The sequence below is a fragment of the Nocardia sp. NPDC058499 genome, assembly GCF_042719915.1.
Taxonomy (GTDB): Bacteria; Actinomycetota; Actinomycetes; order Mycobacteriales; family Mycobacteriaceae; genus Nocardia.
This window is the reverse complement of sequence record NZ_JBHXMZ010000001.1, coordinates 943,902-958,551: the sequence shown is the minus strand read 5'-3', so window position 1 is coordinate 958,551 and position 14,650 is coordinate 943,902. Positions and strand designations below refer to the sequence as shown.

General features: G+C 69.1%; 13 protein-coding genes. 12 read left to right on the top strand and 1 reads right to left on the bottom strand.

What is annotated here, in order from left to right; all coding sequences use genetic code 11:
- The first annotated feature begins 10 nt into the window (after positions 1–10).
- Positions 11–697 carry a tRNA (guanosine(37)-N1)-methyltransferase TrmD gene (trmD, locus tag ACFWPH_RS04440; RefSeq protein WP_378748054.1) on the top strand — a complete coding sequence of 229 codons (687 nt, stop codon included), beginning with the start codon at positions 11–13 and terminating at the stop codon, positions 695–697.
- A 43-nt stretch (positions 698–740) separates the two neighbouring features.
- On the opposite strand, the gene ACFWPH_RS04435 is transcribed toward trmD, so the two are convergent.
- Positions 741–1,595 (bottom strand): LuxR C-terminal-related transcriptional regulator, encoded by an 855-nt coding sequence (locus ACFWPH_RS04435; protein ID WP_378748053.1) that lies wholly within the window; start codon positions 1,593–1,595, stop codon positions 741–743.
- Between the two features lie 89 nt (positions 1,596–1,684).
- Here ACFWPH_RS04435 and ACFWPH_RS04430 point away from each other — a divergent pair, with 89 nt between their 5' ends.
- From ACFWPH_RS04430 to ACFWPH_RS04380, 11 genes are all read left to right on the top strand, one after another.
- Positions 1,685–3,310: an AMP-binding protein gene (locus tag ACFWPH_RS04430; RefSeq protein WP_378748051.1), complete on the top strand. Its 1,626-nt coding sequence runs from the start codon at positions 1,685–1,687 to the stop codon at positions 3,308–3,310.
- Positions 3,311–3,421: 111 nt separating this feature from the next.
- Positions 3,422–5,905: a Tex family protein gene (locus ACFWPH_RS04425; RefSeq protein ID WP_378748242.1), complete on the top strand. Its 2,484-nt coding sequence runs from the start codon at positions 3,422–3,424 to the stop codon at positions 5,903–5,905.
- 27 nt (positions 5,906–5,932) lie between these two features.
- The gene (locus ACFWPH_RS04420; RefSeq protein ID WP_378748050.1) at positions 5,933–6,886 is read left to right on the top strand and encodes a hypothetical protein; all 954 of its coding nucleotides are present in this window, start codon (positions 5,933–5,935) and stop codon (positions 6,884–6,886) included.
- Positions 6,887–7,011: 125 nt separating this feature from the next.
- The gene (gene rplS, locus ACFWPH_RS04415; RefSeq protein WP_030521783.1) at positions 7,012–7,353 is read left to right on the top strand and encodes a 50S ribosomal protein L19; all 342 of its coding nucleotides are present in this window, start codon (positions 7,012–7,014) and stop codon (positions 7,351–7,353) included.
- 113 nt (positions 7,354–7,466) lie between these two features.
- Complete coding sequence (lepB, locus tag ACFWPH_RS04410) at positions 7,467–8,255, top strand: signal peptidase I (RefSeq protein ID WP_378748049.1); 789 nt, start codon at positions 7,467–7,469, stop codon at positions 8,253–8,255.
- 34 nt (positions 8,256–8,289) lie between these two features.
- Complete coding sequence (locus ACFWPH_RS04405) at positions 8,290–9,015, top strand: ribonuclease HII (RefSeq protein ID WP_378748047.1); 726 nt, start codon at positions 8,290–8,292, stop codon at positions 9,013–9,015.
- A gap of 151 nt (positions 9,016–9,166) precedes the next feature.
- Complete coding sequence (locus ACFWPH_RS04400; protein ID WP_011210678.1) at positions 9,167–9,472, top strand: DUF2469 domain-containing protein; 306 nt, start codon at positions 9,167–9,169, stop codon at positions 9,470–9,472.
- 585 nt (positions 9,473–10,057) lie between these two features.
- Positions 10,058–10,414 (top strand): YraN family protein, encoded by a 357-nt coding sequence (locus ACFWPH_RS04395; protein ID WP_378748046.1) that lies wholly within the window; start codon positions 10,058–10,060, stop codon positions 10,412–10,414.
- Complete coding sequence (locus ACFWPH_RS04390; protein ID WP_378748045.1) at positions 10,414–11,922, top strand: YifB family Mg chelatase-like AAA ATPase; 1,509 nt, start codon at positions 10,414–10,416, stop codon at positions 11,920–11,922. Before ACFWPH_RS04395 ends, ACFWPH_RS04390 begins: the two co-directional genes overlap by 1 nt.
- Entirely contained in the window at positions 11,919–13,157 is a 1,239-nt protein-coding gene (gene dprA, locus ACFWPH_RS04385; protein WP_378748044.1) for a DNA-processing protein DprA, read from the top strand. The genes ACFWPH_RS04390 and dprA overlap by 4 nt, the downstream gene beginning before the upstream one ends.
- Positions 13,158–13,710: 553 nt before the next feature.
- The gene (locus ACFWPH_RS04380; protein ID WP_378748043.1) at positions 13,711–14,634 is read left to right on the top strand and encodes a tyrosine recombinase XerC; all 924 of its coding nucleotides are present in this window, start codon (positions 13,711–13,713) and stop codon (positions 14,632–14,634) included.
- Positions 14,635–14,650: the final 16 nt, after the last annotated feature.

Genomic DNA, 14,650 nt, shown 5'->3' with positions numbered 1-14,650 from the left:
GGCGGTCGTCGTGAAGCTCGACGTGATCACCATCTTCCCCGAATACCTGGAGCCGCTGCGCACCGCGCTGCTGGGCAAGGCCATCGACAAAGGCCTGCTCTCGGTCGATGTCCACGATCTGCGCCGCTGGACCCACGATGTGCACAAATCCGTCGACGATTCGCCGTACGGCGGCGGACCCGGCATGGTGATGAAACCCACGGTCTGGGGTGCCGCGCTCGACGAGGTGTGCCCGGACGATGCCCTGCTCGTCGTCCCGACACCGGCCGGGGTGCCCTTCACCCAGGACACGGCCGCCCGCTGGTCCGGTGAGCGGCATCTGGTCTTCGCCTGCGGCCGGTACGAGGGGATCGACCAGCGAGTATTCGACGACGCGGCGCGGCGGGTACGCGTCGAAGAGGTCAGTATCGGCGACTATGTCCTGATCGGCGGTGAGGCCGCGGTCCTCGTGATGACCGAGGCGGTGGTGCGGCTGATTCCCGGGGTGCTCGGCAATCAGCAGTCGCACGAACAGGATTCGTTCTCCGACGGACTGCTGGAAGGCCCCAGCTATACCCGCCCGGTGTCGTGGCGGGGACTCGAGGTCCCGCCGATCCTGCTGTCCGGTGACCATGCGAAGGTCGCGGCCTGGCGCCGGGAACAAGCATTGATCCGGACCCGGGAACGTCGCCCGGATCTGCTGCCCGGACACGACTGACGGGCCACGGTCGACCCGTGGGCGCCGGGGGCAGGGTTCGGTATCACGGGATGAGGCCGAAGCGGCGCGCGGCGACCACGGCTTCGTGCCGGGACCGGGCGTCGAGTTTGTGCATGGCGCTGCGGAGATAGCTCTTGACCGTCTCGGGTCCCAGTGACAGGCGTTGCGCGGCCTCCTGGTTCGAACATCCCAGCGCGACCTGCACCAGCACATCGATCTCCCGGCGGGCGAGCCGGGGCGCCTCCGGGGCGGGGGGACCCGACAGGGCCCTGGCCAGTTTGTCGCCGACCGCCCGCAGTGCCTCGCCCAGCTGCGTATCGGCGGAGCCGTCCGCGAGGGTATGGAGTTCCGCCTGGACGGCGCGGATCTCCTCGGCGAGCACCCCGCCGGTCGAGGGCGAGGGTGCCGCCGCGTCGAGCAACCGCAGCCGCCGATCGACCTCGTCCCGGATCGTGATCTCCGACGCCAGCCGACGACCGGCCTGTAGCACTGCCTCCGCGGTACGGCCGCCGATCGGGCCGGGACCGCGCAGCGCCGCGTACAGCACGGCGCGCGACCGGTCTTCCACGACCACGGGCACCGCCAGCACCGAACGGATTCCCTCACCGAGCACCGGGCCGTCGTAGTGATGGGTGATCGACAGCGCGCTGCGATAGTCGGTCACCGCTGCGGGCCGCCGCGAATCGAGGACCTGGCCGCCCAGACCCGACGCGCGCCGGACCGACAACCCGCGCAGCCCATTGGTACGGACCCCGCAGAACTCGCTCAGCAGCAGCGTATCGGCCTGGACTTCGCCGGCGAAGAGCACCGGAACCCCGGTGGCGCCCGCCAGCCGGCGGATTTCGGCGCGCAGCGCATCGCTGTCCCGGGGGCGCAGCAGCGCGGGGTCCGCGGTCATGGAGGTTCACCCCTTTTCGGGGGTAGTGCCGGCAAACTGTGACCTACATCCTATTGCAACACCGGATCGATGAACCGAGGAGATGCGAGATGGGTGCCGACCCGAATACGCGGGTGCGTGAACTGCTGGACACCTACGACCGCGGCGATGCGTGCGCAGCCGAGTTGCTCTGCGACCGGCACCCGGCCGATGCCGTCGCGTTCACGGTTGTCGAGAGCGACCTCTCGTCGGTCGATCTGACCTACGGTGAGCTGCGTGCACGGTCCGAACGGTATGCGGCTGCGCTGGCCGGTCTCGGCGTCGGGCCGGGCGATCGGGTCGCGACGCTGATGGCGAAATCCGCGGATCTGGTGGCCGTGCTGCTGGCCGTCTGGCGCCGCGGCGCGGTCCATGTTCCGTTGTTCACCGCGTTCGCTCCACCGGCGATCGCCTTCCGGTTGCGCGCCGCCGACGCTGCCGTCGTGATCACCGATCCGGATCAGGCCGGCAAGCTGACGCCGGGCGGGGATATGCCCGCGGAGCCGCCGTGGCGCACCGTGGTCACCGGACCGGCCGATATCGCGGGCGCCGTGCGGCTGGACGATCTGCCCGTCTCGGATACCGGCGCACCTGCGGCGACGGTGGGCGGTGACGGTCTGCTGGTCCAGTTGTTCACCAGCGGTACCACCGGCACACCGAAGGGCGTGCCGATTCCGGTGCGTGCGCTCGCCTCCTTCCACGCCTATCAGGAGTTCGCACTCGACGTGCGTCCCGACGATGTCTTCTGGAACGCCGCGGATCCCGGTTGGGCCTACGGTCTCTATTACGCGATCCTCGGACCGTTGGCGTCGGGCACCCGGAGTCTGCTGCTGCATGCCGGCTTCTCCCCGGAGCTGACCTGGCAGGTGCTGGACCGGTTCGGGGTCACCAATTTCGCGGCCGCGCCGACGGTCTACCGGGCGCTGCGGGCCGGGTCCGAGGGGCAGTCGGCTCGATTGCGCCGCGCGTCGTCGGCGGGGGAGCCGTTGACACCGGAGGTGGTCGCCTGGTCGGCCGAGGCGCTCGGTGTCGCGGTCCGCGATCACTACGGCCAGACCGAGCACGGCATGGTGATCTGCAATGCCTGGCACGACGAGCTGAACGCGATCGCACCCGCGGGGTCGATGGGCCGTTCCCTGCCGGGCTGGGCCTGCACCGTCCTCTCCGACGACGCCGATATCGAGGCCCCGCCCGGACAGCTCGGCCGGATCGCCATCGATACCCAGCACAGCGCCCTGCTGTGGTTCGTCGGCTACCTGGGCGATCCCGAACGCTCCGCGCAGCGCTATACGCCCGACGGCCGCTGGTATCTCACCGGTGACGCCGGCTCCCGCGACAGCGAGGGGTTCTTCCACTTCTCCGCCCGCGACGACGATGTGATCATCATGGCCGGTTACCGGATCGGACCGTTCGAAGTGGAAAGCGTGCTGGTCCTGCACTCCGATGTCGCCGAGGCCGCGGTCGTCGGCCTGCCGGACGAGCTCCGCGGCGAGGTGCTGGAGGCGTTCGTGGTGCTGCGCGACGGGGTTACGGGCACCGACGCACTGGCCGGAGAACTGCAGACCCTGGTCAAGAAGAAATTCGCCGCGCACGCCTACCCGCGGCGCGTGCACTTCGTCACGGATCTGCCCAAGACGCCCAGCGGTAAGGTCCAGCGCTTCCTGCTCCGGGATCAGGGACGCACCGCGGCCGGTTAGCGGTACCGGTGCCGGGCCGGTGGTGCCGGACCGGGCCGGGTTCGTCTGTCACCAGGCGCAGGTAGTGTGCGGGTCGTGACGACAGCGCCAGAGACCTCGGGTCCCGACACGATCCAGACAGACTCGACCGCCACCACCGGTACCGGCCCCGCCGTTTCCGGCCCCGTGACCCGGCGCATCGCCGACGAACTGGCGGTGCGTGAGAACCAGGTCACGGCCGCCGTCGAACTACTCGACGGCGGGTCCACGGTGCCGTTCATCGCGCGCTATCGCAAAGAGGTCACCGGCGGCCTGGACGACGCACAGCTGCGCACTCTCGAAGAACGCCTGCACTATCTGCGGGAACTCGACGAACGCCGGGCCACCGTGCTCGAATCCATCCGCAGCCAGGGCAAACTCGACGAAACCCTGCACCGGCAGCTGCTGCTGGCCGAAACCAAGGCCCGCCTCGAAGATATCTACCTGCCCTATAAACCCAAGCGCCGCACCAAGGCTCAGATCGCCCGCGAGGCCGGCCACGAACCCGTCGCGGAGGCCCTGCTCGGCGATCCGGCTACCGATCCGGCGGGGTACACCGCCGAACAGCTCGACGGTGCCCGTGCCATTCTGGTCGAACGGTTCGCCGAGGACGCCGATCTCGTCGGTGAACTCCGGGAGATGATGTGGAGCAGGGGCCGCGTCACCGCGACCGTGCGCGCCGGGAAGGAAGAGGCCGGCGCGAAATTCGCCGACTACTTCGACTTCGCCGAGGAATTCACCGCCCTGCCCTCCCACCGGATCCTGGCGCTGCTGCGTGGTGAGAAGGAAGAGGTGCTCTCCGTGCACCTCGATCCCGAACCCGCGGATTCCGAACTCGAAACGGGTGAGCGCACCGTCTACGAGGCGCGGATCGCGCAGCGGTTCTCCATCGCCGACGAGGGGCGCGCCGCCGATTCCTGGCTGCTGGATACGGTGCGTTGGGCCTGGCGGACCAAACTGCAGGTCAGTCTCGGTATCGATACCCGGATGCGGTTGCGGCAGGCCGCCGAACGCGATGCGGTGGAGGTATTCGCCGCCAATCTGCGGGATCTGCTGCTGGCCGCGCCGGCGGGTACCCGCACCACCATGGGCCTGGACCCGGGCTACCGGACGGGCGTGAAGGTCGCGGTGGTCGACGGTACCGGCAAGGCCGTGGCGACCGAGGTCGTCTATCCGCACAAACCGCAGAACCAGACCGAGAAATCGCTGGCGGTCCTCGCCGCGCTGGTGGAACGGTTCGGGGTCGAGCTGATCGCCATCGGCAACGGCACCGCCTCCCGCGAAACCGATGCGCTGGCCGCGCAGTTGATCGAGCGTATTCCGGAGAACAAACCGACCAAGATCGTGGTGTCCGAGGCCGGCGCCTCGGTGTATTCGGCCTCCGCCTATGCCTCGCAGGAGCTTCCCGATATGGATGTCTCGCTGCGCGGTGCGGTGTCCATTGCCCGCCGATTGCAGGATCCGCTGGCCGAACTCGTCAAGATCGAACCGAAATCCATCGGAGTGGGGCAGTACCAGCACGATATCTCCGAAACACTGCTGGCCCGCTCGCTGGGCGCGGTGGTCGAGGATGCCGTGAACGCGGTCGGCGTCGATGTGAACACCGCCTCGGTTCCGCTGCTGTCCCGGGTTTCCGGCATCACCGGTTCGGTTGCGGAAAGTATTGTCGCCCACCGCGACCGCAACGGCGCCTTCCCGAGCCGCACCGCGCTGCTGGACGTGCCGCGGCTGGGCCCCAAGGCTTTCGAACAGTGCGCCGGCTTCCTGCGGATCCGCGGCGGCGTCAACCCGCTCGACACCTCCGCCGTGCATCCGGAGGCCTATCCGGTGGTGCACCGGATCCTCGACTCCACCGGCAGCGGGATCGCCGAGATCATCGGGAACGAATCGGTGCTGCGCGGCCTGCGTCCCGCCGAATTCACCGACGAGACCTTCGGCGTACCGACCGTCACCGATATCATCGGTGAACTGGAGAAACCCGGTCGCGATCCGCGGCCGGAATTCAAAACCGCCGAATTCGCCGCCGGCATCGAGAAGGTCGCCGATCTGCAACCCGGAATGGTGCTCGAGGGCGTGGTCACCAATGTTGCCGCGTTCGGTGCTTTCGTCGATGTGGGCGTGCACCAGGACGGGCTCGTCCACGTCTCGGCGATGTCGAAGAATTTCGTCCGCGATCCGCGCGAGATCGTCAAATCCGGTGACGTGGTCAAGGTGAAGGTGCTCGAGGTCGATATTCCGCGCCAGCGGATCGGTCTGTCGCTGCGGCTCGACGACGAACCCGGCGCCGGTAAACCGGAACGCGGCCAGGGGCCCGGTGGTGAGCGCGGCCGCGGTGCCGGTGGACGCGACGACGCCGGCCGTGCGGGCGGCGGGGATCGCGGTGGACAGGGCCGGGGCGCGAAGAACCGTGGGGGCCAGGGTAATGCGGGCGGACGCGCCGGCGGTCAGGGCGCCGGCCAGGGCCGCGGCGGCGATCCGGCCCGCAATCGGGGCCAGGGTCGCGGGAACCGGCGGGATAATGCACCTGTGAACGGCGCCATGGCCGACGCGTTGCGGCGGGCGGGTTTCGGAAAGTAACGCCTTTCGAAGTGAAGGGGGGCCGGTATGCGGCAGTGGTGGTCCGAGGACGTCATCGCCGCGGGCCGGCTCCCACTCCTGTGCTTCCTGTTCGGTTTCATCATCGGATTCCTGGTGATCCGGGTCAGCGTCCGGCTGATCCGCGCGCAGGTGCGCTGGTGGCCCGGCAACCTGAAACCCGGTGGTGTGCACATCCACCACATGGTGTTCGGGGTGGTGCTGGTCCTGATCTCGGGGATCGGGATGATCGCCACCGCCGACGCCGGTGGCGGTCCGGCCGTCGCGGCCGGGCTGGCGGCATCGTTCGGAGTCGGTGCGGCACTGGTCCTCGACGAGTTCGCGCTGCTCTACTACCTGCGCGACGTCTACTGGGAGAAACAGGGCCGCACCTCGGTGGACGCGGTTTTCGTCGCGCTCGCCGTGACCGGCCTGCTGCTGCTCGGTTTCCACCCGCTGTGGCTGCTCGAGATCAACGGCCTGCGCGATTATCCGGGGGCGTGGGTGCGGGTGCTGGTCATCGCGTTCGCGCTGGGAAATCTGGCCTTGGCCGCCGTGGTGATCGCCAAGGGCAAGATCTGGACCGGCCTGTTCGGCATGTTCTTCCTGCCGTTGCTGGTGGTGGGGGCGCTGCGGCTGAGCCGGCCCGGGGCACCGTGGGCGCGCTGGCGCTACGGTAACAACCGGCGGCGGCTGATGTACCGGGCGATCGTGCGGGAACGGCGGTACCGCCGTCCCGTGATCCGGGCCAAGATCTTCGTCCAGGACCTGATCGCCGGAAAACCGGATGTCGAACACGTCCGATCGGCGGCGGAGGAAGAATTGACCCGCCGGGTGGTTCCCGCGCCCCCCGCACCGCACCGGCACCACCCCCTGCTGCAGGATCTGAACCGCTGGGCGCACGGCGGTGAGCCGGAAACCACCGAGGAGGACGCCCGCGACCCACGGGCCGCACCGGGGCCCGTTTCCGGAAGTGATCCCTGATCTGGCACAATGCACGGGTTGCCCTGGTCGCATTCGGCCCGGCGCATCCCATATTCGGAGCACGAACCGGTCGAGCGCCCGCGCCGCCAGGTTCCTCTGTTCGCGCGACCATCAGAAGGATGATCATGAACACCCTTGATTTCGTCGACGAGAGCTCGCTGCGCAGCGATGTCCCCGACTTCCGTCCGGGCGACACCCTCAATGTGCATGTGAAGGTCATCGAGGGCTCCAAGGAACGTATCCAGGTCTTCAAGGGCGTCGTCATCCGGCGCCAGGGCGGCGGTATCCGCGAGACCTTCACCGTGCGCAAGGTGTCGTTCGGTGTCGGCGTGGAGCGCACCTTCCCCGTGCACAGCCCCACCATCGATCACATCGATGTGGTGACCCGCGGCGATGTCCGCCGGGCCAAGCTGTACTACCTGCGGGAGCTGCGCGGTAAGGCCGCCAAGATCAAAGAGAAGCGCTGACCTGCCCTTGATCGCCGACACCCGCGCGCCGTGGTGCGCGCCGGTGACCTCGGCGAACGGCATAAGTAGCCCGGTACCGCGTAACCACTGCGGTGCCGGGCTACGCTGTTCGCGTGGCAGACGAGAGTTGGTCGAGATCGGGGTCGGATCCCGCGGACGGGCAGCCCCGCAGGCGCCGGGCGCGGCGGGCCGTCAAAGCGAAGAAGCAGCGGCCGTTCTGGCAGGAACTTCCCATCCTGCTCGTGATCGCGGCGGTTATCGCCGCTCTGATGGTGACTTTCGTCGGCCGTCCCTACGTGATCCCCTCCCAGTCCATGGAGCCGACGCTGCACGGTTGCGCCGGTTGCACGGGTGACCGGATCTATGTGCAGAAGCTGAGCTACTACTGGAGTGATCCCGAGCCGGGGGACGTCGTGGTCTTCGTCGGACCGCCCTCCTGGAACGGGCACTACCGCTCCATCCGCTCGGACAATACGGTCATCCGTGGCGTACAGAACTTCTTCTCGTTCTTCGGCCTGGTACCGCCGGACGAGAACGATCTCGTCAAACGCGTTATCGCGGTCGGCGGGCAGACGGTGGAATGCTGTGACGACCAGGGCCGCGTGATGGTCGACGGGCAACCACTCGACGAGCCCTACGTCGAGGACGATTACCCGTGGCTGCCCGGTCAGGCGAACGCCGCCTACCCGGTGGGCCGCGTTTTCGGGCCGGTGACCGTGCCCGAGGGCAATCTGTGGGTGATGGGCGACAACCGCAACGAATCCGCGGATTCCCGGGCGCATATCGGTGACGAGTTCCAGGGCACCGTGCCCGTCGACAACGTCCGCGGCAAAGCGGTGCTGAAGATCTGGCCGCCCGGCCGGATCGGCCCCATCGATGGAACGAACCCGCAGGAGAATTGAGTCGGGGCGGATCGAGTTGGCGACGAATACGCGTATGAAAGCGGTACGGGAGCAGAGCTGGCCACCGCGGGTGGTGATGCGCCGGGCAGGTGGATTGCGAACCCTGGAATCGGCGCTGCACCGCTGCGGGCTGGGGCCGGTCGCCGGAGTCGACGAGGCGGGCCGCGGCCCGAGCGCCGGGCCACTCGTGGTGGCCGCCTGTGTACTCGGGCCCCGCGCACACGATGCGCTGGCCGGGCTCGACGATTCGAAAAAACTCAGCGAGGCGACCCGTGAGGCCCTGTATCCGGTCATCACCCGGCTCGCGGCGGCCTGGTCGGTCGTGGTTGTCCCGGCGGCCGAAATCGATGCCATCGGTATCCACGTGGCGAATATCGAGGGGATGCGCCGGGCCGTCGCCGGTCTCGGGCGAAACCCCGGCTATGTGCTCACCGACGGGTTCCGGGTACCGGGACTACCGGTGCCGTCGCTACCGGTGATCGGCGGGGACGGCACCGCGGCGTGTATCGCCGCGGCCAGTGTGCTGGCCAAGGTCACCCGCGACCGGATGATGGTCGAACTCGATCAGCGCGTGCCCGGATATGGGTTCGCCGAACACAAGGGCTACAACACCACCCGGCATATCGAAGCGCTGCGGCGGCTCGGCCCCTGCCCGGAACATCGCAGGTCATGGCGCAATGTACGGGACAGCGAGGTCGCGCTGACACCGGCCGGCGAAATCCTGGCGGAGGTCACCGCCGGGACCGGTGGAGCCGCCTGACCCGGCTGCAGGCGGGCCCGGCCACCTGGTGTCGCGGCCGGATACGCCCCGGCGCCGAGGGGCGGTCGACCGGCCCACGGTGACATGCGCAGGCGGCATGAGCGATGATGACAACACACGCATGGCGGCGAGAAGGAGGACGTTCCACCCGATGAGTGCCGAGGACCTCGAGAAATACGAAACCGAGATGGAGCTCTCGCTGTACCGGGAGTACAAGGACATCGTCGGCCAGTTCTCGTACGTGGTGGAAACCGAGCGCCGTTTCTATCTGGCCAACTCCGTGGAACTGCGGCCGCAGAACGCCGACGGCGAGGTGTACTTCGAAGTCCGGATGAGCGATGCCTGGGTCTGGGATATGTACCGGCCGGCACGGTTCGTCAAACACGTCCGGGTGATCACCTTCAAGGACGTCAACATCGAAGAGCTGGAGAAGCCAGACCTGCGGCTTCCGGAGTGATCCGGCGCCCGGACGGTTGATTCCGTCCGGTGCCGGATGGGTGCGCACTCCGGTGACCGGGGTCGGGCGATCACTCCCGCCGCGATGACTGCCTGACGTCGTCCATCTGCCGCCCCGCGCGGCGGGCGGGTGCGGCCCGTCGTGGTCCCGGCTCCGCTCCGTGAGCCCGGTGAGCCGGGCCACACCGCGCGCGGTCGCGGAGGCCCGGCCTGCGTTCGCAGAGCTTTGCCACTCAGGATGCGGTTCGTGTAACAGGTTCGGTGGTGCCGGTCCACGCCACGGCGGCTACATGCGCTGGGCTCGGATCGCGGCCTTTATCGCCAGAGGCCGGCCTGTCCGGACGACGCCCCTGGCGGCGCTGTCCGCCGTGTGGCCGGCGACTACGCTCGTCCGTCCGGAGTTTCCGGGGAGCGCCGGGGCGGCGCAATTGCGGATTCGGCGATGGTCGGCAGGGGTGCGCGGTCAGGGACCTACTTCCAGCCTGCGCATGCCGATACTTGTCCACAGGATCCCGTTGTCCACAGGTTCGCTGTCTTCCCAGGTCGCCGGTCCGTACTGCGGCGGCCGAGCGCCGAAGCTGACCGGGTGGCACACAACACGGCGCTCGGCGCACAAGGGGAGGAACTGGCGGCGCAGTATCTGCAGGCCGCCGGAATGGAAATCATCTGCCGCAACTGGCGCTGCCGGTACGGCGAACTGGACCTGATCGTCCGCGACGCGGGCGTCACCGCATTCGTGGAAGTGAAAACGAGGTCGGGTCTCGGGTACGGGATACCGGCCGAAGCCGTCACCTACGAGAAACAGCGGCGGATCCGCCGGCTGGCGCTGCTCTGGCTCACCGAACAGGACGGGCCGTGGCAGCGCATCCGGTTCGATGTGGTCTCGGTCCTGCTGTCACGGACGGCGCAACCCGTGATCGAGCACCTCGAGGCGGTGTTCTGATGCCGCTCGGCCGGGCCTGCTCGATTGCCGTCCGCGGGATCGACGGACAGGTCGTGGAGATCGAGGCCGATATCGGGCAGGGGCTGCCGTCGGTGCACCTCGTCGGCCTGCCGGATACCTCGCTACAGGAATCGCGCGACCGGGTACGGGCGGCCGTGGCCAATACCGGCGAGAAATGGCCCGACGGGCGGGTGATCCTGGCGCTGTCCCCCGCAACGCTTCCGAAAGTCGGCTCGACGTACGACCTGGCGCTGGCCGTCGCCGTGCTGGACGCGGCCGATATCGTGCCCTCCGCCAAACTCGCCGGTACGGTCCTGCTCGGCGAACTTGCGCTCGACGGCCGGTTGCGGCGGGTCCGTGGGGTTCTGCCCGCTGTGCTCGCGGCGCGGCGAGCAGGCCGGAAAACCGTGATCGTGCCCGAGGAAGCGTTGTGCGAGGCAGGTCTGGTCGCGGGGATCCGGGTTCTGGGGGCGCCCACATTGCGTGCCACCCTCGATTGGTTACGCGGGGAGCGGGAGCTTGCGGAATCGCCGGCTCCACCGCCGCATCAGGCATCGCCGGTGGGTGATCTGCGCGATGTCGCGGGGCAGCACGAGGCACGGTGGGCGCTGGAGGTCGCCGCGGCCGGTGGGCACCATCTGCTGCTGACCGGTTCGCCCGGTATCGGCAAAACCATGCTCGCGCAGCGGCTGCCGGGTGTTCTGCCGCCGCTGTCGGAGAACGAGGCGCTGGAGGTCACCGCCATCCATTCGGTGGCCGGCACCCTCTCCGAGGAACAGCCGCTGATCACCACACCGCCGTTCGTCGCACCCCATCATTCGACGTCGGTGAGCGCCATGGTCGGCGGCGGATCGGGTTCGGCGCGGCCCGGCGCGGTCAGCCGCGCCCACCGGGGCGTGCTGTTCCTGGACGAATGCGCCGAAATCGGTGCCAAGGTGCTGGAGGCGATGCGCACTCCGCTGGAGGAGGGCGAGGTGCGGATCGCCCGCCGGGACGGGGTCGCGCGGTTTCCGGCCCGGTTCCAGCTCATCCTGGCCGCGAACCCCTGTCCCTGCGCTCCCGCCCGCGATGTGGACTGCATCTGCGCGCCGCTGGCCCGGCGCCGGTACCTCGGCAAACTATCCGGCCCGCTGATGGACCGGATAGATATCTGGATGCAGATGCATCCCATGTCGTCCGCCGGGCTGGCGGCCGCGGAATCCGAGGACAGCGCGACGGTCCGCACAAGGGTCACGGCCGCCCGCTCCGCCGCGGCGGCTCGCTGGCACGAATTCGGCTGGCGGACCAACGGCGAAGTACCGGGGCACGTCCTGCGGCGGCAGTTTCCGCTACCTGCCGAGTCCACGGCACCGGTGGAAGCGGCGCTGCGGCTGGGGCGGATCTCGGCCCGGGGAGCCGACCGGGCGCTCCGGGTCGCCTGGACCGTCTGTGATCTGCGCGGCGGTGAGGTGCCCACCGCACACGATGTCATGCAGGCGCTCAACTTCCGGCAGCGGGGAACACAGTGACGGCCGGGCAGCCCGGATCGCCGGCGGCGCAGGGGGCCGCCGGCGATCCCGGCCGCAGACAGCTCGCGTGGGCCTATCTGTCCCGGGTGGTCCTGGGGCCGTGCCCGGCGCTGACCGCGTTGATCGAATCCGTCGGCGTGGTGGAGGCGGCACGAGCCGTCCGGGAACGGGAACTGCCGCGGGTTCTGCACGGGGCGACAGCGGCGCGCCGTGCGGAAGATCGGGCCGCCCGGGATCTGGAAACCATCGGAGGGCTGGGCGGCCGGCTGGTCACCCCCGACGACCCGGAATGGCCCGCCTGGCGCATGCTGGGCCTCTCGCAACTACCGCCGGGACGGGACCCCGACGGCGGGATGCCGCTGGTGTTCTGGGTGCGCGGGACCGGCGATCTGACCGAGCTGACCGATCGGTCGCTGGCAGTGGTCGGCGCCCGATGCAGTACCGGATACGGTGATCGGGCCGCCGGGGCGCTGGCCGGGGATCTCGCGGCCCGCGGCTGGACCATCGTCTCCGGCGCGGCCTTCGGTATCGACGGTATGGCCCACCGCGCGGCACTCGCTGTCGGCGGCACCACGATCGCCGTCCTGGCCTGCGGTGTGGACCGGCCCTATCCCGCCCAGCACGATCGCCTGCTCGACCGGATCGCCGAAACAGGCCTGGTGGTCAGCGAATATCCGCCGGGCACCACGGCACGCAAACATCATTTCCTGGCCCGGAACCGGCTCATCGCGGCCCTGGCCGATGGTGTTCTGGTGGTCGAAGCGGGAGCGCGCAGCGGTGCGCGCAATACGGTGAAATGGGCGCGCCGTATCGGCCGTCCCGCGATGGCGGTCCCGGGGTCGGTGGATTCCGCCGCGTCCGCCGGCTGCCACCGAATGATTCGAGACGGGGAAGCGGTGCTGGTCAGCAAAGTCGACGACGTGCTCGCCGACGCCGCACCACTACACCTACCGCCGGTCGGCGACTCGGAACCGCCTGCCGCACACCAGCTCACCACAGCACAGTCATCGGTGTACTCGGCTCTGCCCGATACCGGCGGACGCTGGCCACACGAATTGTGCGCCCCCACCGGGTTGACCATCGCCGAGGTCCGAGCCGCGCTGGCGGTCCTCGATATGGCCGAGTTGGCCGGGAGCGCCGGGTCGGGCTGGTTCCGGTTACGCAATGGACCGCGCACCGCGGCCGACCGGTCGGCGAACAGCGGTGTGGCGCCGGGGCACACGTCGGACGAGTGATTCGAGCAGCAGCAGGCGAAGGATGCTGATTCATTCCACGAACTGCAGACCGGCTCGCCCGCACCGGTCCCGAGCGTCGTGCGGCCGAAATTCGGCCGGCTCGGATATGGAACGATCGGTTCACGGTCACGGGTGTCGCCGCCGGGTCCGGCCGATGCTGCGCAAAGCCTCCAGGGAGTCGGTGCGGCTGTCGTTGACGAACCAGCGGTACAGGCGCCGGCGCTCCGATCGCGGTGAAGTCCCGTTCCGATATCGAAGATCGGTCCGATGCCGATACTCGGAGGCGGCTGCACCTTTCGAGCCGTCACTATCATTACCGGCCACGGCGCGGGCGGTCGTCGCATCGGCCGCTTCGCTAGGGCTACCCGAAGGCAGCTCATGCGGAACGCCTGGTCGGCATCCAGCCGGTACAGCCGCGATTTCTGTCGCGAACAGGATGCGCGAACCCGGTGCGGGCCGAAACGCCGCGGTCGCCGTGGTGACGGACAAGTGACGGTGGTCGGTTACGGCGCGTGGGGTTGCGGAGCTGCGGGGCGCGGGCAACGGTGTGGTGGTGGCGGAATTACCCGAGGACCTCGAAGCTCTGCTGACCGAATACGGGCGATACCTGGAACTCGGCCGCAACCGGTCGGCGCATACCGTGCGCGCCTACCTCGGCGATATCCGGTCACTGCTGCGGCATCTGCTCGGACAGTCTGCCGATGCTTCGCTGCGTGAACTCGACCTGACCACGCTGCGGTCGTGGCTGGCGGTCCATGCGGAACAGGGCGCTGCGCGCACGAGTATGGCGCGGCGTGCCTCCGCGGCCCGGGCCTTCACCGCGTGGCTCACCCATACCGGCCGGCTCGACCGCGATCCCGGTCTGCGGCTGGCCGCGCCCAGAGCGCATCGCAGCCTGCCCGCGGTGCTGGGTCAGGAACAGGCCGCCCGGATCATGTCGGCGGTGGAATCGGGTGCGGCCCAGCACGACCCGATGGCATTACGGGACAGGTTGATCATCGAACTGCTGTACGCCACCGGTATCCGGGTCAGCGAGCTGTGTGGTCTCGATATCGACGATGTGGACCGGGAACGCCGGGTCGTGCGCGTACTCGGCAAAGGGCGCAAGGAACGGTCCGCGCCGTTCGGGCTGCCGGCCGACCAGGCGGTCCACAACTGGCTGAATCACGCCCGGCCGATGCTGGCCACCCCGGATTCCGGTCGCGCCCTGGTGCTGGGCCGGCGCGGCCGGCGCCTCGACCAACGCCAGGCCCGGACCGTCGTGCACGCGGCGATATCCGCAGTACCCGGCGCCGCGGATATGGGCCCGCACGGGCTCCGGCATACGGCGGCCACCCATCTGCTCGAAGGCGGTGCCGATCTGCGGGTGGTACAGGAACTGCTCGGCCATGCCAGCCTGGCCACCACCCAGCTCTACACCCATGTATCCATCGAACGACTCCGTACAGCACACGACCAGGCGCATCCCCGGGCGTGAGCGTCGGTCGATTCTT